This is a genomic window from Pseudomonadota bacterium, from assembly GCA_016719885.1.
Lineage (GTDB): Bacteria > Pseudomonadota > Gammaproteobacteria.
In genome coordinates, this window is the sequence record JADJYF010000026.1 from 23,292 (window position 1) to 43,522 (window position 20,231).

A 20,231-nucleotide genomic window follows, 5' to 3' on the forward strand; every position below is an offset into this window, starting at 1 on the left:
ATAACCGCACCTGCCTCTCAGGATCGAAGGTCCGCCGGGGTATCGACGTCGAACAACACGCCCCGGTCCTCGGTGATGAATTCGTAGATCTCGCTTTCGTGCGCATCGAGCACGCGCCGTGCGCCGCGATCGCCGTGCAAGGCCATCAGCTCCTCGCCAAAGCGCGCCGGGAAGATCACCGGGTGGCCGGCGGATGCGCCACAACGCGGCACGATGATGTTGTCTTCCCGACGCCAGCAGGCGGCGAGCAGGCGCAAGGTGGCGGGCTCGATGGACGGCATGTCGGCCAGCGCCACCATCCACGCCGCGCTGTCGCGGGTCGCCGCCACGCCGCAGGCGAGGCTGTGGCCCATGCCCTGCTCGGCATCGACGCAGGGCACGACCTCGTAACCGGCGTCGGTGAAGGCGGCGGTGTTGGCTACATCGCCGGCGCGCACCACCACCACCATGCGTTCGACCGCGCCAGCGAGATGCGCCGCCGCGCGCAAGCCCACCGCTTCGCCGTCGGCGAGTCTTGCCAGGAGCTTGTTGCCACCGAAACGACGCGCCGCGCCGCCCGCCAGCAGCACGCCCGTCAGGGGCGGAAAGGCCGGCTCGTTCAGGGCGCGAGCCGCTCGGTGGTGATGCGCACGCCGTTGCGCGCGGCGGTGATGTCGGTCATCACCGCCAGTGCGATCTCGGCCGGCTTGCGCGTCTTGAGATCGATGCCGATGGGCCCGCGTATGCGTTTGACGTCCGTCTCGCCCATGCCGAAGTGTTCCACCAGGCGCGCCGCGCGATTGGCGGTGGTGCGGCTCGAGCCCAGGGCGCCGAGATAGAAGGCCTGGCTGCGCAAACCCTCCAGCATCGCGAGGTCGTCGACCTTGGGGTCGTGCGTGAGCGCGACGATGGCGGTGTGGGCGTCGCACTGCCGGCTTGCAATGAAGTCATCCGGGTAGTCGCCGCTGACGGCGAAATCGTGGAGTGTCCAGCCGTCGCGGTATTCGATGCGCGGCTCGCAGACCTCGATGGCATAGTCGAGCAGTTGCGCGTAGCGGCATACCCAGCCCGCCAGTTCGCCCGCGCCCACCACCAGCAACCGCCAGGCCGGCTCGTAGACCACGCGCAGAAGTTGACCTTCGAGCTGGGTGCGCGCCGCGTCGTCGGCCGGCGCCCAGCTCACGCTGCGCTGCTCGAGATCGAGCTGCCTCACCACCGCCGCACCGTCACGCAGGGTGTCGAGCATGGGCGCGAGATCCGGCACACCGGCCAGTGGTTCCAGCGTCAACAGCAGGCGCCCGCCGCAGGGCAGGCTGCGGGTGGTGTCGGATTGGTACTCGATGGTTTCGAAGCCCTCGGGAAAGCGTTCGCGCACGCGCGTCAGCAATTCTTCCTCGATGCAGCCGCCGGACACCGAGCCCGCGATGCGCCCGTTCGCGCTCATCACCATCACGGCGCCGGGTTGGCGCGGCGACGAGCCCCAGGTATGCGCGACCGTCGCCAGCACCACGCGCTCGCCGTCAGCCAGCCAGCGCCGGCCCTGTTCGATGATGTCTACTTCGCTGCGGCTCATTTGACTTGTTCCGAAGGCGTGGTTGCTGCGCTCTGAATGTCAGACTGAAGTCTGACCCACAATAAGAAGCAGCGCTCTCTCTGTGGGTCAGGCTTCAGCCTGACATTCAAAATGAAGGAATCGTCGCGCGGCCGTCGGATTTCAGGGCGGCAACCCGCCATGCTTGGCCTTGTAATCCGAGATGCGACTTTCGAGATCGGTCAAAAGGCCGTCCATGCCGCCGGCTTTCACGATCGCGCTGAAGGTGCTGCGGTAGTTGTTGACCAGGCTCACGCCTTCGATGACGACGTCGTAGGCCACCCACTCACCCTTGGTGAGCTTGAGGCGGTAGGTGATGGGAATGCGCTTGTCGCTGGTGACGACGGCGGTGTCGACGGTGGCGCGGTCCTTGCGCACCTGCTCGGCCAGGTACTCGACGCGCTGGTCGGAGTAGGACTCGATCCTGGTGCGGTAGGTGTCTTCCAGGTACTGCGAGAAATACTCGACGAACTGGCGCTTTTCTTCGCTTGTCGCATCCTGCCAGTTGGTGGCCAGCACGCTCTGCGACATGCTGCGGAAATCGAAGCGGTCGTTGATGATGCGGCCGATGCTGGCCCAGCGCTGTTCGCGCTCGAGGCTGTGGCCCTTGAGCTCGGCGATGACCTGGTTGATGGCGTCCTTGACGGTATCGGTGGGTGTGCTGGCCGCCATGGCGGGCGCCATCAGCAGCACCAGCAGGACCGCTGCGACCCCACGGGTCGCGGCGCGCACGGTTCCAATTGACTGCCACATGTCGCGCATCCTCGCTTGTGTCACCGACTTATACCGCAGAACGCTTGATGGCGACCACGATCCATTCGTCGCCAATCTCGAATCGTTCCGTCCACTCGCCCTTTGGTTCGGCGACTTCCGCGAGTTCCACCGCCAGCGTCTCGCGGCAGATGAATTCGCGGTTGGCCGCGATCGACGCCGCCAGGGCCGCCGACGCCTGGTACTCAACGAGGATGCGGTCGGTGAGATCCAGGTCGGCGCTCTTGCGCATGCCCTGGATGCGGTTCACCACTTCGCGGGCATGGCCCTGGGCGCGCAGTTCGTCGTCGATGTGCACGTCCAGCGCGACGGTGATGCCGCCGTCCTGGGCCACGGTCCAGGCGCCGATCTCCTCGGACAGGATATCGACCTCGTCGGCGCGCACTTCGATGAGCGTGCCATCGACCGTCACGTCTATCTTGCCGGCGGCCTGGAACTCGCGGATCTCGGCGTCGCCGAGCGCGGCAATCTGCGCCGCCACCGCCTTCATCTGCTTGCCGAGGCGCGGGCCGAGCTTCTTGAAGTCGGCCTTGGCCGAACACTTCACCACGCCGCTGGAATCGGCGATGTACTCGATGGCGCGCACGTTCACCTCGTCGAGGATGATGTCGCGCACGCGCTCGACCTCGGCCTGGTCGACGGCGTGGCCGATCACCAGCAGCATGCGCGACAGCGGCTGGCGCACGTTGATGTGGCTGCGATTGCGCAGCAGCAGCACCAGTTGCACGACGGTGCGCGCGAGTTCCATGCGCGCTTCGAGTCCGGGCTGGATGACGGACGGGTCGGCGAGCGGGAAGCGCGCCAGATGCACCGACGGCGCGGCGTCGCGCTTCGTCACTTCGTTGAGGCGCCGATACAGCCAGTCGGCGAAGAACGGCGCCACCGGGCTCATCATCACCGCCAGGCCGAACAGGCAGTCGAAGGTGGTCTGGTAGGCGCAGAGCTTGTCGTGGGCGGACACCGTCTCGGTGCTGGCGCTGGCCTTCTTGGCCGCCCAGAAGCGCGGCCGCGAGCGGCGGATGTACCAGTTGGAAAGCTCCTCGACGAACTGCTCCATGGCGCGCGCGGCACGCGTGCAGTCGTAGCTTTCGAGCGACTGGTCGGCGAGCGCGATGGTGGAATTCAAGCGGCTCAAGATCCACTGGTCGAGCTCGCTGCGCTCAGCGGCGGGAAGCGGCGCCTCGCTGCCGACGAAGCCGTCGATGTTGGCGTAGCTCGCCATGAACCGGTAGACGTTCTCGAGCGTGCCGAAGAACTTGCCACGGGTTTCGATGAGCCCACGCTCGGCGAACTTCATGTTGTCCCACGGCGGCGAGTTGCTCATCATGTACCAGCGCACGACATCGGCGCCGTAGCGGGCCACGACCTCCATGGGGTTGACGGTGTTGCCCTTGGACTTGGACATCTTCTCGCCTTTCTCGTCGAGAATGAGTCCGTTCACCACCACGTTCTTGAACGCGACGTCGTGCTTCACGAGCGTGGCGATGGCGTGCAGGGTGTAGAACCAGCCGCGCGTCTGGTCGACGCCCTCGCAGATGAAATCCGCCGGGAAATTGCGCTCGAAGGCGTCCTTGTTCTCGAACGGGTAATGCCATTGCGCGAACGGCATGGCGCCCGAATCGAACCACACGTCGAGCACGTCAGGCACGCGGCGCATGGTGCCGCCATCCGGCGCCGGCCAGGTATAGGCATCGACGAAGGGCCGATGCAGATCGAGCGCGTCGCCTTCCGGCAGCTCCTTGCCGCACTTCTCGCGCAGTTCGGCGATCGAGCCGATCACTTCGAAATACGCGGAGCCCGGCGCGTCGGACACCCAGATCGGCAGCGGCGTGCCCCAGTAGCGCTTGCGTGACAGCGCCCAGTCGACGTTGTTCTCCAGCCAGTTGCCGAAGCGCCCGTCGCGAATGGCCGGCGGATGCCAGTGGATGGTCTGATTGAGATTGACCAGGCGCTCCTTCTCGGCGGTGGTGCGCACGAACCAGGACTCGACCGGGTAGCTCATGAGCGGCGTGCCCTTGCGCCAGTCATGGGGATAGTTGTGCAGGTAGTCGACGCGCTTGTAGAGCAGGCCGCGATCTTTCAGGTCGCGCATGATCGGTTTGTCGGCGTCCTTGAACCACAGGTTCGCGACCAGCGGCATGGCGGCGGTGAACTTGCCGTCCGGCGCGACCGGGTTGACCATCGGCAGGTTCTCGCGGCGGCCGACCTCGTAATCCTCGGCGCCGAAGGCTGGCGCGATGTGCACCATGCCGGTGCCGTCCTCGACCGTCACGTAATCGGCGCTGGCGATACGCCAGCAGTCGGCCGGATAGTCGACGCCCTCGACGCGGTACAGCGGCTGGTAGCGGCGCCCCATCAGATCGCGGCCGCGATGATGTTCGAGGATGGTGTACTCCCCTTCCAGCGCCGCGAGGCGCGCGGTCGCCAGCACCAGGCGCTCGTCGCCCTGCCGCACCGTCACGTAATCGAGTTCCTCGCCCACCACCAGCGCGACGTTGGACGGCAAGGTCCAGGGCGTGGTGGTCCAGGCGAGATAGCTCAAGCCCTGGTCCTCTGCGTCACGGAAGCGCACGTAGACGCTGGGGTCGGTCACCTCCTCGTAGCCGAGGCTCACCTCGTGCGAGGACAGCACCGTGCCGCTGCCGGGGCTGTACCACTGGATCTTGTAGCCCTTGAACAGGAGATCACGCTCGTACATCTGCTTCAACAACCACCACACCGACTCGATGTACTCGTTGTGGAAGGTGACGTAGGGCGTTTCCAGGTCGACCCAGTAGCCGATGCGGCGGGTCAGTTCGTCCCAATCCTTCTTGTAGCGCAGCACGCTGGCGCGGCAGGCGGCATTGAAGGCCTCGATGCCGTATTTCTCGACTTCGGCTCGGCCGTCCAGGCCGAGTTCCTTCTCCACTTCGATCTCGACCGGCAGACCGTGGGTGTCCCAGCCGCCCTTGCGCTCGACACGGTAGCCCTTCAGGGTCTTGTAGCGACAGAACACGTCCTTGATGGTGCGCCCCAGCACGTGGTGTATGCCGGGCCGGCCGTTGGCGGTCGGCGGTCCTTCGTAGAAGGTGAAGGACGGGGCGTCGGCACGTGACGAGATGCTGGCGGCGAAGGTGTCCTCGACGGCCCAGGTGTCGAGCATCGCCTGCTCCATCTGTGGCAGGTCGAGCGCCTTGATTTCGAGAAAGGAAGTGGTCATGAACCGCGTCGGCTTCGTGATGATGATGGGGGTATTCCGGCGGCCGGGATTATAGCCGAAGCCGCCTCGCGCGCGGTCGTTTGTGGCTCTTGGCGCCGTGCACTTTGTGCTATCGTCTTGTGCGCCCCGCGACGAGGGCCAGGCCCGATCAAACTTCACCTCGAGGATTGCGCGTGAGTTCAGACCAGGTGCTCGAATTTCTGCAGTTCGTCGAGGGTCAGAAGAACCAGTCGGCGAGCCAGCTGCTGGACAAGGTGCTGAAGAAGAGCCGGCTCATGACCGGCGCCGAGGCCGGCACCATCTTCATCGCCCGCTCACGCGGTCGCGTTCGCTGGCTGGAACCGGCCAGCATCCAGAACGATGCCGTCAAGGTCAAAAGCGCGGACTTCATCGTGCCCATCGGGCCCGGCACCATCGCCGGCTATGTCGCCCACAAGGGCCGCACGGTGCTCATCGACGACGTCTACAACATTCCGCCGCGCAGTCCCTACCAGTTCGATCCGAAATTCGAACGGCGCAATTACAAGACCCATTCGATGTTCTGCTTTCCGCTGCGCAACCTGCAGAACGACGTGATCGGCGTGGTACAGCTCATCAACCGCCGCGCCGGCAAGAGTCGCAAGGTGACGGCCTTTCCCCGCGATGTCGAACAGCTGGTGGCGCCCATCGCGCGCGTGGTCGGTCACTCCATCGAGCGCGCCGAGATGCTCGACCAGATCCGCGCCAAGAACAAAACCCTCTCGACCCGCAACCGCCAGCTCGCCGAGCAGCGCGCGCGCATCGCCGCCCTGCAGGAAGAGACCGAGGCGGCCTTCAAGGTGTCGGTGACCTTGCTCGCGCGCGCCGCCGAGATCCACGACGAGGAAACCGGCAACCACATCATCCGCGTCAACGAATACAGCTACGCCATCGCCAAGCGGCTCGGACTGGACGACGACTGGTGCGAAGAGCTGCGCTACAGCGCGCAGCTGCATGACGTCGGCAAGATGAGCGTCGATGCGGCGGTGCTGAAGAAGAAGGGCCCGTTGACGGCGGACGAGCGCGAGGAGATGAACCGCCATACCGAGTACGGCTACCAGATCCTGACCGCCTCGCCGCGTTTGAAGCTCGGCGCCGAGATCGCGCTCTACCACCACGAGAAGTGGGACGGCACCGGCTATCCGAACAAGGTCGCCGGCGAGAACATCCCGATGTCGGCGCGCATCGTGCAGCTCGCCGACATCTACGACGCGCTACGCTCCGAGCGCCCCTACAAGCCGTCGTTCTCCCACGAACAGGCGGTCCGCATCCTGACCAAGGGCGACGAGCGCATCGACCCGCATGGTCATTTCGATCCGAAGCTCATCCACCTGTTCAGCGACTACCACCAGGAATTCGATCAGATCTGGACGTCGTTGCAGGACTAGTAAGCCGGCTGCTCTTTCTTCTGTGGGTCAGACTTCAGTCTGACATTGCGCTGCCGTGCTCACCGCCCATGAATGTCAGACTGAAGTCTGACCCACAAGGACGCTGCGACCGAGCCAAGACACTCAGCCCCCGCCTCCACCATCGCCTGCACCGCGTGCTGACGAATTTGCTGGACCATGGCGTGCAGACCGTTGCTGCGGGTCGGCGAGAGATGCTCGGCGAGCTCAACTTCCTTGAGGAAGTCCGGCGGCGTGGCAAGGATGTCGGCCGGACGGCGATCGGAATAGACCTGCAGCAGCAGCGCGATGAGCCCGGCGACGATGGCCGAATCGCTGGTCGCCGCGTAATGCAGGCGCTCGCCGCGTTTCTCCGTGACTATCCACACCTGCGACTGGCAGCCGTGCAGCTTGTACTTGTCGGTCTTCCATTCCTCGGGAAAGGGCGGCGCCTGGCGACCGAGGTCGATGATGTACTGGTAGCGTTCCGTCCAGTCTTCGAACAGCTTGAAGGTGTCGACGATGTCGCGCTGGGCGGCGACGATTTCGTCGGCCGGGGCCAGCGCGCCGGGCGCGTTGGAGGCGCTCATCCGCGCCGCCACTGGGTGCCGTTGGCGCCGTCCATGATCTGGATGCCGAGCGCCTGCAGCTGGTCGCGCACCTCGTCGGCGCGCTTCCAGTCCTTGGCCGCGCGCGCGGCGACGCGTTCGGCGACCAGCGCGTCGATGGCCGCATCATCGGCGCCCTCGACGCGGGCTTGGCCCTTGGCCCAGGCCACCGGGTCGTGCTGCAGGATGCCGAGTTCGCGTCCGCCGGCCAAGAGTTCGGCCTTGCAGCGCCGCCGCTCCGCGGCATCCTCGCTGCGATTGGCGAGCGTCACCGTTTCCATCAGCACCGCCACCGCCTTGGGCGTATTGAGGTCGTCGTCCATCGCCGCGTTGAAAGCCGCCGATGACCGCAGCTCGTCTTCCGTCAACTGGATGTCGGCGAGCCGTTCCAGGGTGCCGTACATGCGGTCGAGCTGCGACTTGGCCTGCTCGACCAGCTCGTCGTTCCAGTTCAAGGGTTCGCGATACTTGGCGCGGATCAGCGCCATGCGCAGCGTTTCACCGTTGTGCTGCTTCAGCAGCTCGCGCACCAGCAGCACGTTGCCTATGGATTTCGACATCTTGGTCGAATCAATCTGCACGAAACCGTTGTGCACCCAGTAACGCGCCAGCGGCGCGCCGCCGTGGGCGCAGGTGCTCTGCGCGATCTCGTTCTCGTGGTGGGGAAATTTCAGATCGTTGCCACCGCCGTGGATGTCGATGGTGCGGCCGAGGTGATGCTCGATCATGGCCGAGCACTCCATGTGCCAGCCCGGGCGACCGCGTCCCCAGGGGCTGTCCCAGCCCGGCAGTTCCGGCGACGACGGCTTCCACAGCACGAAGTCGGCGGGGTCGCGCTTGTAGGGCGCCACTTCGACGCGGGCGCCGGCGATCATCTCGTCCTGCGAGCGGCCCGACAGCGCGCCGTAGGCGGCGTAGCTCGGCACGTTGAACAGCACGTGGCCTTCGGCGGCATAGGCATGGCCGGCCGCGATCAAGGCCTCGATCATGGCGATGATGTCGCCGATGTGCGCGGTCGCGCGCGGCTCGATGGGCGGCGGCAGCGTGCCCAGGGCCTCGACGTCGGCGTGGTAGACAGCGGTGTAACGGTCGGTGATGACGCCGATCTCGACGCCTTCGTCGGCGGCCGCGGCGTTGATCTTGTCGTCGACGTCGGTGATGTTGCGCGCGTAGACCACGTTCGGATAGTGGCGCTTCAGCACGCGGTACAGGAGGTCGTAGACCACCGCCGCGCGGGCATTGCCGATATGCGGCGGGTTGTAGACGGTCGGTCCGCAGGCGTACATGGTGACCCGCGCCGGATCGGCGGGCACGAATTGTTCCTTGCGGCGTGTCAGCGAATTGTAGATTTCGAGAGCCAAGGTCGCGGCCCCGCGGGGTCAAAAAAGAGCGGCGCAGTATACCCAAGGCGGCCGCATAAATCCCCTCGCGCGGCGCCCGCTCAGCGCCAGATCATGCGCGCCAGCGTGCCGTCGCGATCGAACAGCTGGTGCTTGACGGCGGCCGCCGCGTGCAGCGCCACCAGCACCGCCGTGCCGTAGGCGCAATAGAAATGCACGGCGATGGCGGCATCGCGCATGCCCTCGCCCACCACCACCAGCGCCGGCACTTCGAACCACGAGAAGAACGCCACCGCCTGGCCTTCCGAGGTCGAGACCACGAAGCCCGTCACCGGGATCAGGAACACCAGCAGGAACAGGGTGTGATGCATGGCGGTCGCGGCAATCCGCTCCCAGCGCTTGAGACTGTCGTGCAAGGGCGGCGACGGCGAGACCTTACGCCACGCGAGCGTCAGCACCCCGAGCACGAACACCGCCATGCCCAAGGCCTTATGGGCCTCGAGCGAGTCGTGATACCAAGGGTCGTAATAGGTGAGCCCGACCATGTAGTAGCCGAGCCCGATGAGGCCGATGATGAGGAGCGCGGTGACCCAGTGCAGGAGCTTGGTGACGAGTCCGAAGGATTCGTCGCTGTTGGTCATGCGCATGATGGTCGCCCTCCCTCGCCGAAGCCGATGATGCCGATGCGGAAACGATCGGCGCCGACCCGGGGCCGGCGCCGACAGGCGCTCAGTAGCGGTAATGATCGGGCTTGAACGGCCCGCTCACCGGCAGACCGAGGTAGTCCGCCTGCTTCTTAGACAGCACGTCGAGCTTCACGCCGATCTTGCCCAGATGCAGGCGCGCGACCTTCTCGTCGAGCGCCTTGGGCAGGGTGTAGACCCCGACCGGGTAGCTGTCTCGATGGTTGAACATCTCGATCTGGGCGATGGTCTGGTTGGTGAAGCTGTTCGACATCACGAAGCTCGGATGGCCGGTGGCGCAACCGAGGTTGACCAGGCGGCCTTCGGCCAGCAGCAGGATGTGCTTCTTGGAAGACATCGCTATCTTGTGCACCTGCGGCTTGATCTCGGTCCACTTGTACTTGCGCAGCTTGTCGACCTGGATCTCGCTGTCGAAGTGGCCGATGTTGCAGACGATGGCGAGATCCTTCATCTGCTTCATGTGCGCTTCGGTGATGACGTCGCAGCAGCCGGTGGTGGTGACGAAGATGTCGCCAATCTTGCAGGCGTCATCCATGCGCATCACTTCGTAGCCTTCCATCGCCGCCTGCAGCGCGCAGATCGGGTCGATCTCGGTGACGATGACGCGCGCGCCCTGGCCGCGCAGCGACTGGCAGGAACCCTTGCCGACGTCGCCGTAGCCCGCCACCACCGCGACCTTGCCGGACAGCATCACGTCGGTCGCGCGGTTGATGGCGTCGACCAGCGAATGGCGGCAACCGTAGAGGTTGTCGAACTTGGACTTGGTCACCGAGTCGTTGACGTTCATGGCCGGGAACAGGAGCTGGCCCCTCTCCATCAACTGGTAGAGACGGTGCACGCCGGTGGTGGTCTCTTCGGTCACGCCACGGATGCCCGGCACCATGCGGTGGAAGCGCTGCGGGTCGCGCTTGATGGAGCGCTTGATGGCCGCGTACAGCATCGCTTCTTCTTCACTGGACGGCTTGACGTCCAGCACCTTGGGATTGACCTCGGCCTGGTGACCGAGCAGCACGAACAGCGTCGCGTCGCCGCCGTCGTCGAGGATCATGTTCGGACCGGTGCCGTTGCCCCAGTCGAGAATGCGATCGGTGTAGTCCCAGTAGTCGGCAATCGACTCGCCCTTGACCGCGAACACCGGCGTGCCCTGCTTGGCGATCGCGGCGGCGGCGTGGTCCTGGGTCGAGAAGATGTTGCAGCTCGCCCAGCGCACCTGCGCGCCGAGGTGCTGCAGGGTCTCGATCAGCACCGCGGTCTGGATGGTCATGTGCAGCGAGCCGGTGATGCGCGCGCCCTTCAGCGGCTTGGACTTGCCGAACTCGCTGCGCATCGCCATCAGGCCCGGCATTTCCTGCTCGGCCAGTTCGATTTCCTTGCGGCCGAATTCGGCCAGGGACAGGTCCTTGACGACAAAGTCCTGCGCGCCAGCACGCGTCTTGCCCTTGGCGGCGCCTTTACTCGCGCTGCCGTTACTGCTTCCTCGAGCCATAAATACTCCGCCTATCAGATGTGTCTGTTGCTACGACGCCATTGCGCAATCGGATCTGGGTGTGCGAATGAATTCGCACCTACAGGGCGCCAAATGGGCGGGCGGTCTGTTGCAGGTGCGAATTCATTCGCACGTTCAAGACCAGTCACGCCGCGCTCCTCCTCACCCTTAGCCCAGCGCCTTCTTCAGCGCGTCGATCAAATCGGTCTTCTCCCACGAGAAGCCGCCGTCGGCTTCCGGAGCGCGACCGAAATGGCCGTAGGCCGCGGTGCGCTCGTAGATCGGACGGTTCAATTGCAGGTGCTGGCGTATGCCGCGCGGCGAAAGATCCATCACTTCCGCCAGCGCCTTCTCGAGACGCGCCTCGTCGACCTGGCCGGTGCCATGCAGGTCGACATACAGCGACAGGGGCTTGGCCACGCCGATGGCATAGGACAGCTGGATGGTGCAACGCTCGGCGCAGCCGGCGGCCACCACGTTCTTGGCGAGGTAGCGCGCGGCATAGGCGGCGGAGCGGTCGACCTTGGTCGGATCCTTGCCGGAGAACGCACCGCCGCCATGCGGCGCGGCGCCGCCGTAGGTGTCGACGATGATCTTGCGACCGGTGAGACCGGCGTCGCCATCGGGACCGCCGATCACGAAACGGCCGGTCGGGTTGACGTAGAACTCGGCCTCGGGGCACATCCAGCCTTGCGGCAGCGCCTTCAGCACGAACGGACGCACGATTTCACGCACGTCGGCCTGGGAGAGCTTCTCGGCATGCTGGGTCGAGACCACCACCGAGGTGGCGCGCACCGGCTTGCCGTTTTCGTATTGCAGCGTGATCTGGCTCTTGGCGTCGGGGCCCAAGCCGGAATTCTTGTCGGCATGGCGGGCGGTCGCCATGTCCTGCAGAATGCGATGCGCGTAGTACAGCGGCGCCGGCATCAAGACGTCGGTTTCGCGGCACGCGTAGCCGAACATGATGCCCTGGTCGCCCGCGCCTTCGTCCTTGCTCTCGGCGCTGTCGACGCCCTGCGCGATGTCGGACGACTGCTTGTGCAGGTAGACGCTGACGTCGGCGTTCTTCCAATGAAAACCGTCCTGCTCGTAACCAATCGCCTTGACCGCATCGCGCGCCAGGGACTCGATCGATTCCGAGGTGATGCTGGCCGGTCCACGCACTTCACCGGCGATGACGATACGGTTGGTGGTGCACAGGGTTTCGCAGGCCACGCGCGCCTGGGGCTCGGCGGCGAGATAGGCGTCGACCACCGCATCGGAGATGCGATCGCAGACCTTGTCGGGGTGTCCTTCGGACACGGATTCACTGGTAAAAAGGTAGCTAGACCGCACGCACTGTCTCCTTGCGTTCAGCATTTCGGATGGATGTTGGAAGGACCCGGCTGCAGCCGGCTCGTTAAAACCGCCGCATTATGCCTCAAGCCGGCGGCAACCGCCCCATGCGCTTGGCATTTAAGTGAAATCGCGCCGTGGCGTGGCGGCCGGCCTAGGCCGGCTCATGCGCGCCGCCCGCCTCGGCCGCCACGAACGGCGCCCGCGCATCCTTGAGCAGGCGCGCGAAGGCCTGGTAGCGGAACACGCTGCTGCTGGATTCGGACTCCAGCAGCAGCGCCAACAGGCGCGCGCGTGGCCCGCGCAGCGGCACGCGCAGGTTGCCCGCCGCGAGCGCGACCGGCCGCGGCGCGGACTCGCCGCCCACGCCCGTCACCCGCAGCTGGCGCGAGGTCGCCGCGCCCAGCACCTCGTAGTCGAAGCCATGGGTGTCGAGCAATCGCGCCATGCCCGCCTCGTGCGCGGTCACCCAGTAGGCGGCCGGCAGTGCGACGGCGGCGCCGTCCCGCACCTGGCGGTGATCGGCGAACGCGACATCGTGCACTTCGCCGTCGGCGATGCGGCGCATGGCCAGCGCCAGCCGTGCGCCCGGCGCGGCCTCGGCATAGCGCGCGACCAGCACCAGCGGCTCGACGCTCAGGCGATGCGCGGCGAGCACGGCCGTGAGCGCCGCGCGCCGTGCCGCCACGGTCGCCACGAACGCGCGCTGCGCGAGAGTCTGCCGCGCCACTCGCACCGCGATGTTGCGAAAGCTCGGGTAGTGGCCGTGCTTGGGATCCATGGGCGTCTCGAGCAGGAAGGACAAGGCGCCCGACAGGCCCGCGCGGTTGCGAAACTTGCGCGCCGTGAGCCCACCATGGGTGGCGGCCTGCGACAGCGACAGGATTTCGCGGATGTAGCGCTGCGCGCGCCCGCCCTGCGCCGCCACCCGCGCCAGCAGTTCGGGCAACAGGTCCTGCTCGGCATAGCGGCGCAGGGCCGCCGGGATGCCGGGGTTGTTGGCGCAATCGAACTGGGTCTCGAAGGCCGTCATGTAGCCTTCGCGGCCGAGCGAGCCCGGCTTGTGGCTGGCCGACTCGTGGGCGTCCAGCACCACGTCCGGGCGGAACTCGCGCAGCAGGACATCGAGCGCGCGGCTCTCGGGCTGGGTCAGCAACACGAAGTCGCGGTTGATGTTGAACTCGTCGGCATTGCGCGAGGAGTCGAGCGCGCGACCGTCCGGATTGGCGTCGGCATGGATGACGAATTCGAGCGCGGCACGGCTGTCGTGCGCCGGCAGCGCCGCCAGTTCGCGCGCAAGCGCCAACAGCGCCTCGCCGCCGGCCGCCTCCGAGGCGCCATGCTGCGAGCCGACCAGCAGCACGCGCAGCGGCGCGGCGCTGGCGGCGCGCGCCGGCAGGTGCAGGGCGGTGAGCGGACGACCGCCGGCCGAATGGCCCAGCGGCCACAGCGACGCACCGGGGTGCGACGCGCGAGCCTGGCGACAAAGGCCGCGATTTCCTCGGGCCGCGACAGTCGTGCGTACTGGTTGGTTTCGAGCGGCGTCGCCAGCATCGCGCGGCCTGCCTGAGGTTACGGCGCCGCCGCGCGCACCACGCCCTTGCGCACCCGGTAGATGCCGAACTCCTTGCCGGCTTCGAGCATCGAGGAGAATTGCGGCAGGCGCATGAGACTGCTGGTCGAGCGCGGGTCGAGCAGCACCGGCACCAGTCGGCCACGCGCCTGCACGAGGTCGATGAGCAAGGCGCCGGGCGCGGTGGTGATGAGCTTGTCGCTGCTCGCCACCAGCCTGGCGCGGCCGTAGGCGCGCCTCGGCGGCGTGAAACTTTCCGCCACCACCGGCAGCTCGTAGCCCTGCGATTGCCGTTCGTAATGGATGCCGTGGCGTTCCAGCGCCGCGCGCAGCGCGTCGCTCGGCTGGCTGATGACATAGGTGGCCGGCATCGGGATCTCGTCCGAGGTCTTGACGCGCCGGTGATCGACAAAGCTCAGCGTTTCGAGCTTGCGATCCTCGATGCGGCGTAACGCGAGTTCGACGCGCGGATGCGCGTGATCGAGCGCGTAGACCGCGCGCAGCGTCACCGCTTCCTTCTGCGCCGCCGCCTTGGCGCTTGCCAGCGCGGTGCCGAGCGCCGCGCGCTCGGCATGCACCCGGCGCAGGAACACGCGCTGGCAGGTCAACGAACGCGCCACGCGCGCCTCGATGTTGCGAAAGGTCGGCCACGGGTCGTCGCGCGAGTCGAGCTTGGTCTCGACCAGGATGGCCAGCGCGCCGCTCATGCCGGCGAGGTTGCGAAAGTTGCGCAGGCTGAGGCCGCCGTTCGTCACCGCCTGGTGGATGCTGGTGATCTCGCCGATGTAGCGCTGCGCCGGCAGGCCCTCGGCGCGCGCGTCGCGGATCAGCGCCGGCAGCAGGCGCTGTTGCCCGAACTCGCGCAGCACGGCCGGCATGGCCGGGTGATTGGCGGCTTCGAACTGCGCGTCGAAATCGGTCAGATAGCCTTCGCGCGCGAGGGTCTTGCGCTTCAGCACGGCCGACTCGTGTACGTCCAGCACCGCGACCGGCGCGAAGCGCGCCAGCGCCGCCACCAGCGCCTGGCTCTCGGGCTGGGTTAGACCGATGAAATCGGTATTGAGGTTGACGCGAGCGGCGTTGGAGCGATGGCCGCTGTCGCGCCCATCGGGATTGGCGTCGGGGATCAGCACCACGTCGAGGTCGTCGAGGAGCGGCCGCAGATCGCCGCCCAGCAGCTGTCGCGCGAGGCTCAACATGGCCTCGCCGCCGGCCGGCTCGGCCGCGCCGTGCTGCGAGCCGACCAGCAGCACACGCGGATGCGCGTGACCGGCCTTGGCGGTCGACAGCAACAGCGCCGACACGGGCCGCTGCTCGACCGACATGCCGAGCGCCACCTTGCGCGCGAGCGGACTGCCCGCCACCAACGCGTCGAGGTCGCCGTCGATTTCGGCGGCGTGGCTGATGCGTCGATGGTCGAGCCGCTCGAGCGGCGTGGCGCCGAAGGGCGCGGCGCCGGCCGCGGCCGCCCACCCCAGCATCAGCGCCGCCACCCAAAGTACGGCGCGGCGCGGGGAAAGATCAGCGTCGAATGGCAGCATGCACGACTCGCCGGGGATGAAGCGCGCCCCCGTGGGACGCGCTGTCAGGATGCCAGAAAGGCGGCGCCGCACGTAGCGCCATCCTCATGGCGGCATCGTCACCAGCCGCCGCCCAGGGCTTTGACCAGGCCTACCGCCGCCGTGGCGCGCGCGCCATCGAGCTGCTTCTGCTGACGGCGCACGCTGATGAGCGTGCGGCGCGCGTCGAGGACATCGATATAGCCGGTGGCGCCGGCCTGGAAACGGGCGTTGGCGAGCTCGAGGGCGTGGGCGGCCGAGCGCGCGGCGGCGCTGGTCGAGGTGCTTTGCGCCTCCAGGGTACGCAAGGCCACGAGACCGTCCTCGACTTCGCGGAAGGCGTTCAACACGGTCTGGCGATAGGTCGCGATTTCAGCATCGAGGCTGGCCTCGGCGCCGGCCAGGTTGGCCTGGTTGCGGCCACCGTCGAATAACGGCGCCGCGATCAGGGCGCCCGCCAAGGGCCCGAGCGCCCAGGTGCGGCTCGCCCATTTGAACAGGTCGCCGGGTGTATCGGCCGCGAAGCCGGCGTCGGCGCTGAGATTGAGGATCGGGTAGAAGGCCGCGCGCGCCACGCCGATGCGGGCATTGGAAGCGATCATGCGCCGTTGCGCGGCGGCGATATCGGGACGCCGCTCGAGCAGGGCCGACGGCACTCCGGCCGGAATGCTCGGCACATGGGTCGCGAGCGCGGCCGGCGCGACGTCGAGATTGGCCGGCGCTTCGCCCAGCAACAAGGCCAGCGCGTGCTCGTATTGCGCGCGCTGGCGCGTCACCGCCTGTACCTCGCCGCGCGCGGTGTCGAGTTCGGTGCGCGCCCGTTCGACATCGAACTCGCCGATGTCACCGGCCTTGAAGCGTTGCTCGAAGATGGCCACTTCCGCCTCGCGGGTGGTGACGGTGTCGTTCAACACCGCGAGTTCGGCGTCCAGCGCGCGCAGCGCGAAGTAGCGCTGGGCGACGTCGGTTTCGACCGTCAACAGCAAGGACTGGTAGAGCGACTCGTCGGCCGCCGCATCGGCACGCGCCGCGCGCACGCTGTCACGCACGCGACCGAAGAGATCCAGTTCGTATTGCGCGCTGACGCCGAAGCGCAGACTGTTGTACGAATCGCTGCCCGGCACCGGATTGCCCGGTTGATTCGCGCTCGGACGCGTGCGCGCGGCGGCCGCGCCGGCGTCGAGCCGCGGCAGCTGATCGGCGCGCGCGAGGCGCACCAGTGCCCGGCTGCCTTCGAGGCGCGCGAGGGCGGCGGCGAGATCCTGGTTGGCGCCGGCCGCGCGCCGCTGGTACTCGTCGAGCAGCGGGTCGCCGAAGCGCGTCCACCATTCGCCGCGCGCTTCCCCGTCGCGCGGCTCGGCCGGCTTCCACTCGGCGTTGCCGGGATCGGCCAGCGCCGACGGCGCCTGCTTGTAGGCGGCCGGCACCGACACTTCGGGCGTGGAAAATTCCGGCGCCAGCGAGCAGGCCGACAGGCCGACAACCATCATCACCAGCCACGCGCGCCGCATCACTCGCTCTCCGATGCGGCCGTCACCGCGTCCGGCTGCGCGGGCGGGTGACGATGCAGCAACACGTAGAACACCGGCGTCAGGAACAGGCCGAACAGCGTCACGCCGAACATGCCCGAAGCCACCGCGGTGCCCATGGCACGACGCATTTCGGCGCCGGCGCCGGTCGACAGCACCAGCGGCGTGACGCCGGCGATGAAGGCGATGGAGGTCATCAGGATCGGGCGCAGACGCATGCGGCACGCCTCCAGCACCGCTTTCAGCGGACCGTCGGTGGGCCGCTTCAATTCGTGTTCGCGCGCGAACTCAACCAGCAGGATGGCGTTCTTGCAGGCCAGCCCCATCAGCACGAACAGCGCTATCTGGGTGAAGATGTTGCGGTCGCCGCCGGTGAACCACACGCCGCCGATGGCGAACAGCAGGCACATCGGCACGATCAGGATGATGGCCAGCGGCAGCTTGAAACTCTCGTACTGCGCGGCCAGCACCAGGAACACCAGCAGCGCGCACAGCGGGAACACGATCGCGGCGGTGTTGCCGGCGAGGATCTCCTGGTAGGTCAAGTCGGTCCACTCGAAGTCGATGCCGCGCGGCACGGTCTCGCGAATGATGCGTTCCATGGCCGCCTGCGCCTGGCCCGAGCTGTAACCCGGCGCCGCCGCGCCGTTGATGTCGGCCGCGGGAAACGCGTTGTAGCGCATGGCACGGTCGGGCCCGTAGCTGTTCTTGATGTCGAGCAAGGCGCCGAGCGGCACCATTTCGCCGGCCTTGTTGCGGGTTTTCAGGGCGGCGATGTTCTCGGCGTTGGCGCGGTAAGGCGCATCGGCCTGCACCACCACCCGGTAGGTCTTGCCGAACTGGTTGAAGTCGTTGACGTAGTAGGAGCCGAGATAGATCTGCAGGGTCGCGAACACGTCGTTGAGATCGACCCCCATGCGCTTGGCCTTGGCGCGATCGATGTCGATGTAGAGCTGCGGCACGTTGATCTGGAAGCTGGAAAACACGCCGGCCAGTTCCGGCGCCTGCCAGGCTTTCATCAGCACCGCCTGGGTCGCCTGGTAGAGCTGCTCGTCGCCGAGGCCGGCGCGGTCCTCGAGTTCGAGCTTGAAGCCACCGATGGCGCCGAGACCGTCGACCGGCGGCGCCGGAAACACCGCGATGAAGGCATCCTCGATCACGGCCAGCTGCTGGTTGAGCTTCTGCGCGATGGCGCCGGCGCTCAAGTCCGGCCGTTGGCGCTCGTGGAAGGGCGCGAGGTTGAAGAACACCAGGCCGGCATTGGGGGCATTGGTGAAGCCGTTGATCGACAGCCCCGGGAACGCGTTATTGGCGTTCAGGCCTTCGTTCTTCATCGACATCTCGGTGACGCGCGCCAGCACCTTGTCGGTGCGGTCCAGCGACGCGCCATCGGGCAGTTGCACCATGCCGATGAGGTACTGCTTGTCGGAGGTCGGGATGAAGCCGGTCGGGATCAGGTGGAAGCCATACCAGGTCACGCCCAGCAGGCCGACATACACCAGCAACACCAGGAACTTGACCTTGACGACGCCGCGCACGCCGCGCACGTAGCCGCGCGCCGCGAGGTGGAACAGGCGGTCGAAACCCCGGAACAGCCAGCCGAACGTGGCGTCCAGCACCCGCGTCAGGCCATCGCGCGGCGCGTTGTGGCCGCGCAGCAGGGTGGCCGCCAGCGCCGGCGACAGGGTCAGGGAATTGAACGCCGAGATCACCGTCGAGATGGCGATGGTGAGGGCGAACTGGCGGTAGAACTGGCCGGTCAGGCCGCTGATGAAGGCGATCGGTACGAACACCGCGCACAGGGTCAGGGCGATGGTGACGATGGGCCCGCTGACTTCGTCCATGGCGCGGTGGGTGGCGGCCTTGGCGTCGAGGCCGAGCTCGATGTTGCGCTCGACGTTCTCCACCACCACGATGGCGTCGTCGACCACGATGCCGATGGACAGCACCAGGCCGAACAGCGTGAGGGTGTTGATCGAGAAGCCCGCCGCCAGCATCACGCCGAAGGTGCCGATGATCGAGACCGGCACCGCGATCAGCGGAATGATCGACGCGCGCCAGGTCTTGAGGAACAGGATGACGACGATCAGCACCATCAACACCGCTTCGAGCAGGGTCTTGACCACCGCCTCGATGGACTGCTGCACGAAGCGCGTCGGGTCGTAGACGATTTGGTAATCGACGCCACTCGGAAAACTGGCCTTGGCCTTGTGCATGAGCTCGCGCACCGAGTTCGACAAGGCGATGGCATTGGAGCCCGGCGCCTGGAACACCGCGATGGCGACCGACGGCTGGTTATTGGCGCGGCTGCGCAGCGAATACTCGCCGGCGCCGAGTTCGACCCGCGCCACGTCGCGCAGGCGCAGCAGGCCGCCGTCGGCGGCGGTGGCGACGATGATGTCGCCGAATTCCTGCACCGTGGTCAGGCGCCCCTGGGTATTGACCGAGAGCTGGAACTCGGTGTGCTCGGTAATCGGCGGCGCGCCGACCACGCCGGCCGCGACCTGCTGGTTCTGTTCGCGGATGGCGCTCACCACGTCGGCGGCGGTCAGGTTGCGCGCGGCGAGCTTGGCCGGGTCCAGCCAGATGCGCATCGCGTAGTCGCCGGCGCCGAACACGAATACCTCGCCCATGCCCGGCAGGCGCCGGAAGTCGTCCTTGAGATTCAGCACGCCGTAGTTGCGCAGGTACAGTTCGTCGTACTTGCCGTCGGTCGACACCAGGTTGACGACCATGGTCAGGTTCGGCGACTGCTTCTGGGTGGTGACGCCGATCTGTCGCACTTCGTTGGGCAGGCGCGGCAAGGCGCGCTGCACGCGATTCTGCACCTGGTTTTCCGCCAGGTCCGGATCGGTGCCGACCTTGAACGTCACGCGCACCTGCAGCGCGCCGTCGGCGGTCGCCATCGACGACATGTAGAGCATGTTCTCGACGCCGTTGATCTGCTCCTCGAGCGGCGCGGCGACGGTCTCGGCGATGACCCGCGGGTTGGCGCCCGGATAGGTCGCGCTGACCATGATGGACGGCGGCACGACGTTCGGGTATTCCGACACCGGCAGGAAGAAGATCGAAATCAGGCCGGCGAGAAACACCAGCACCGACAGCACGCCCGCGAAGATCGGGCGGTCGATGAACGCGCGCGAGACATTCATGC

The 20,231-nt window shown here is 66.9% G+C and carries 14 protein-coding genes; 1 reads left to right on the plus strand and 13 read right to left on the minus strand.

Features of this window, described 5'->3' with window-relative positions:
• Positions 1 to 17: 17 nt before the first annotated feature.
• The 4 genes from IPM80_20785 to IPM80_20800 all read right to left on the minus strand — a co-directional run bounded on the left by IPM80_20785 (position 18) and on the right by IPM80_20800 (position 5,540).
• Entirely contained in the window at positions 18 to 569 is a 552-nt protein-coding gene (locus tag IPM80_20785) for a nucleotidyltransferase family protein (protein ID MBK8960782.1), read from the minus strand.
• A 29-nt stretch (positions 570 to 598) separates the two neighbouring features.
• Complete coding sequence (locus IPM80_20790) at positions 599 to 1,552, minus strand: XdhC family protein (protein ID MBK8960783.1); 954 nt, start codon at positions 1,550 to 1,552, stop codon at positions 599 to 601.
• A 141-nt stretch (positions 1,553 to 1,693) separates the two neighbouring features.
• Positions 1,694 to 2,323 (minus strand): ABC transporter substrate-binding protein, encoded by a 630-nt coding sequence (locus IPM80_20795; GenBank protein ID MBK8960784.1) that lies wholly within the window; start codon positions 2,321 to 2,323, stop codon positions 1,694 to 1,696.
• 28 nt (positions 2,324 to 2,351) lie between these two features.
• On the minus strand, positions 2,352 to 5,540 hold the full coding sequence (locus IPM80_20800; GenBank protein ID MBK8960785.1) for an isoleucine--tRNA ligase: 3,189 nt from the start codon (positions 5,538 to 5,540) through the stop codon (positions 2,352 to 2,354).
• 188 nt (positions 5,541 to 5,728) lie between these two features.
• On the opposite strand from IPM80_20800, the gene IPM80_20805 reads away from it, so the two are divergent.
• Positions 5,729 to 6,946, plus strand: coding sequence for an HD domain-containing protein (locus IPM80_20805; protein MBK8960786.1), 1,218 nt, complete (start codon positions 5,729 to 5,731; stop codon positions 6,944 to 6,946).
• Positions 6,947 to 7,005: 59 nt separating this feature from the next.
• Here IPM80_20805 and IPM80_20810 read toward each other — a convergent pair whose 3' ends face one another.
• From IPM80_20810 to IPM80_20850, 9 genes are all read right to left on the minus strand, one after another.
• Positions 7,006 to 7,533, minus strand: a complete 528-nt coding sequence (locus tag IPM80_20810; GenBank protein ID MBK8960787.1) for a SufE family protein — start codon at positions 7,531 to 7,533, stop codon at positions 7,006 to 7,008.
• Positions 7,530 to 8,912, minus strand: coding sequence for a cysteine--tRNA ligase (locus IPM80_20815; protein ID MBK8960788.1), 1,383 nt, complete (start codon positions 8,910 to 8,912; stop codon positions 7,530 to 7,532). Before IPM80_20815 ends, IPM80_20810 begins: the two co-directional genes overlap by 4 nt.
• 80 nt (positions 8,913 to 8,992) lie before the next feature.
• Positions 8,993 to 9,538 carry a cytochrome b gene (locus IPM80_20820; protein ID MBK8960789.1) on the minus strand — a complete coding sequence of 182 codons (546 nt, stop codon included), beginning with the start codon at positions 9,536 to 9,538 and terminating at the stop codon, positions 8,993 to 8,995.
• A gap of 82 nt (positions 9,539 to 9,620) precedes the next feature.
• Positions 9,621 to 11,081: an adenosylhomocysteinase gene (locus IPM80_20825; GenBank protein MBK8960790.1), complete on the minus strand. Its 1,461-nt coding sequence runs from the start codon at positions 11,079 to 11,081 to the stop codon at positions 9,621 to 9,623.
• A 168-nt stretch (positions 11,082 to 11,249) separates the two neighbouring features.
• A complete protein-coding gene (locus tag IPM80_20830) occupies positions 11,250 to 12,440 on the minus strand; it encodes a methionine adenosyltransferase (protein MBK8960791.1) in 1,191 nt (396 codons plus the stop codon).
• 130 nt (positions 12,441 to 12,570) lie between these two features.
• Positions 12,571 to 13,779 carry a hypothetical protein gene (locus tag IPM80_20835; GenBank protein ID MBK8960792.1) on the minus strand — a complete coding sequence of 403 codons (1,209 nt, stop codon included), beginning with the start codon at positions 13,777 to 13,779 and terminating at the stop codon, positions 12,571 to 12,573.
• 209 nt (positions 13,780 to 13,988) lie between these two features.
• Positions 13,989 to 15,530: a hypothetical protein gene (locus tag IPM80_20840; GenBank protein ID MBK8960793.1), complete on the minus strand. Its 1,542-nt coding sequence runs from the start codon at positions 15,528 to 15,530 to the stop codon at positions 13,989 to 13,991.
• 98 nt (positions 15,531 to 15,628) lie between these two features.
• Positions 15,629 to 17,059: an efflux transporter outer membrane subunit gene (locus tag IPM80_20845; protein MBK8960794.1), complete on the minus strand. Its 1,431-nt coding sequence runs from the start codon at positions 17,057 to 17,059 to the stop codon at positions 15,629 to 15,631.
• Positions 17,059 to 20,229 carry an efflux RND transporter permease subunit gene (locus IPM80_20850; protein ID MBK8960795.1) on the minus strand — a complete coding sequence of 1,057 codons (3,171 nt, stop codon included), beginning with the start codon at positions 20,227 to 20,229 and terminating at the stop codon, positions 17,059 to 17,061. Before IPM80_20850 ends, IPM80_20845 begins: the two co-directional genes overlap by 1 nt.
• Between the last annotated feature and the right edge of the window lie 2 nt (positions 20,230 to 20,231).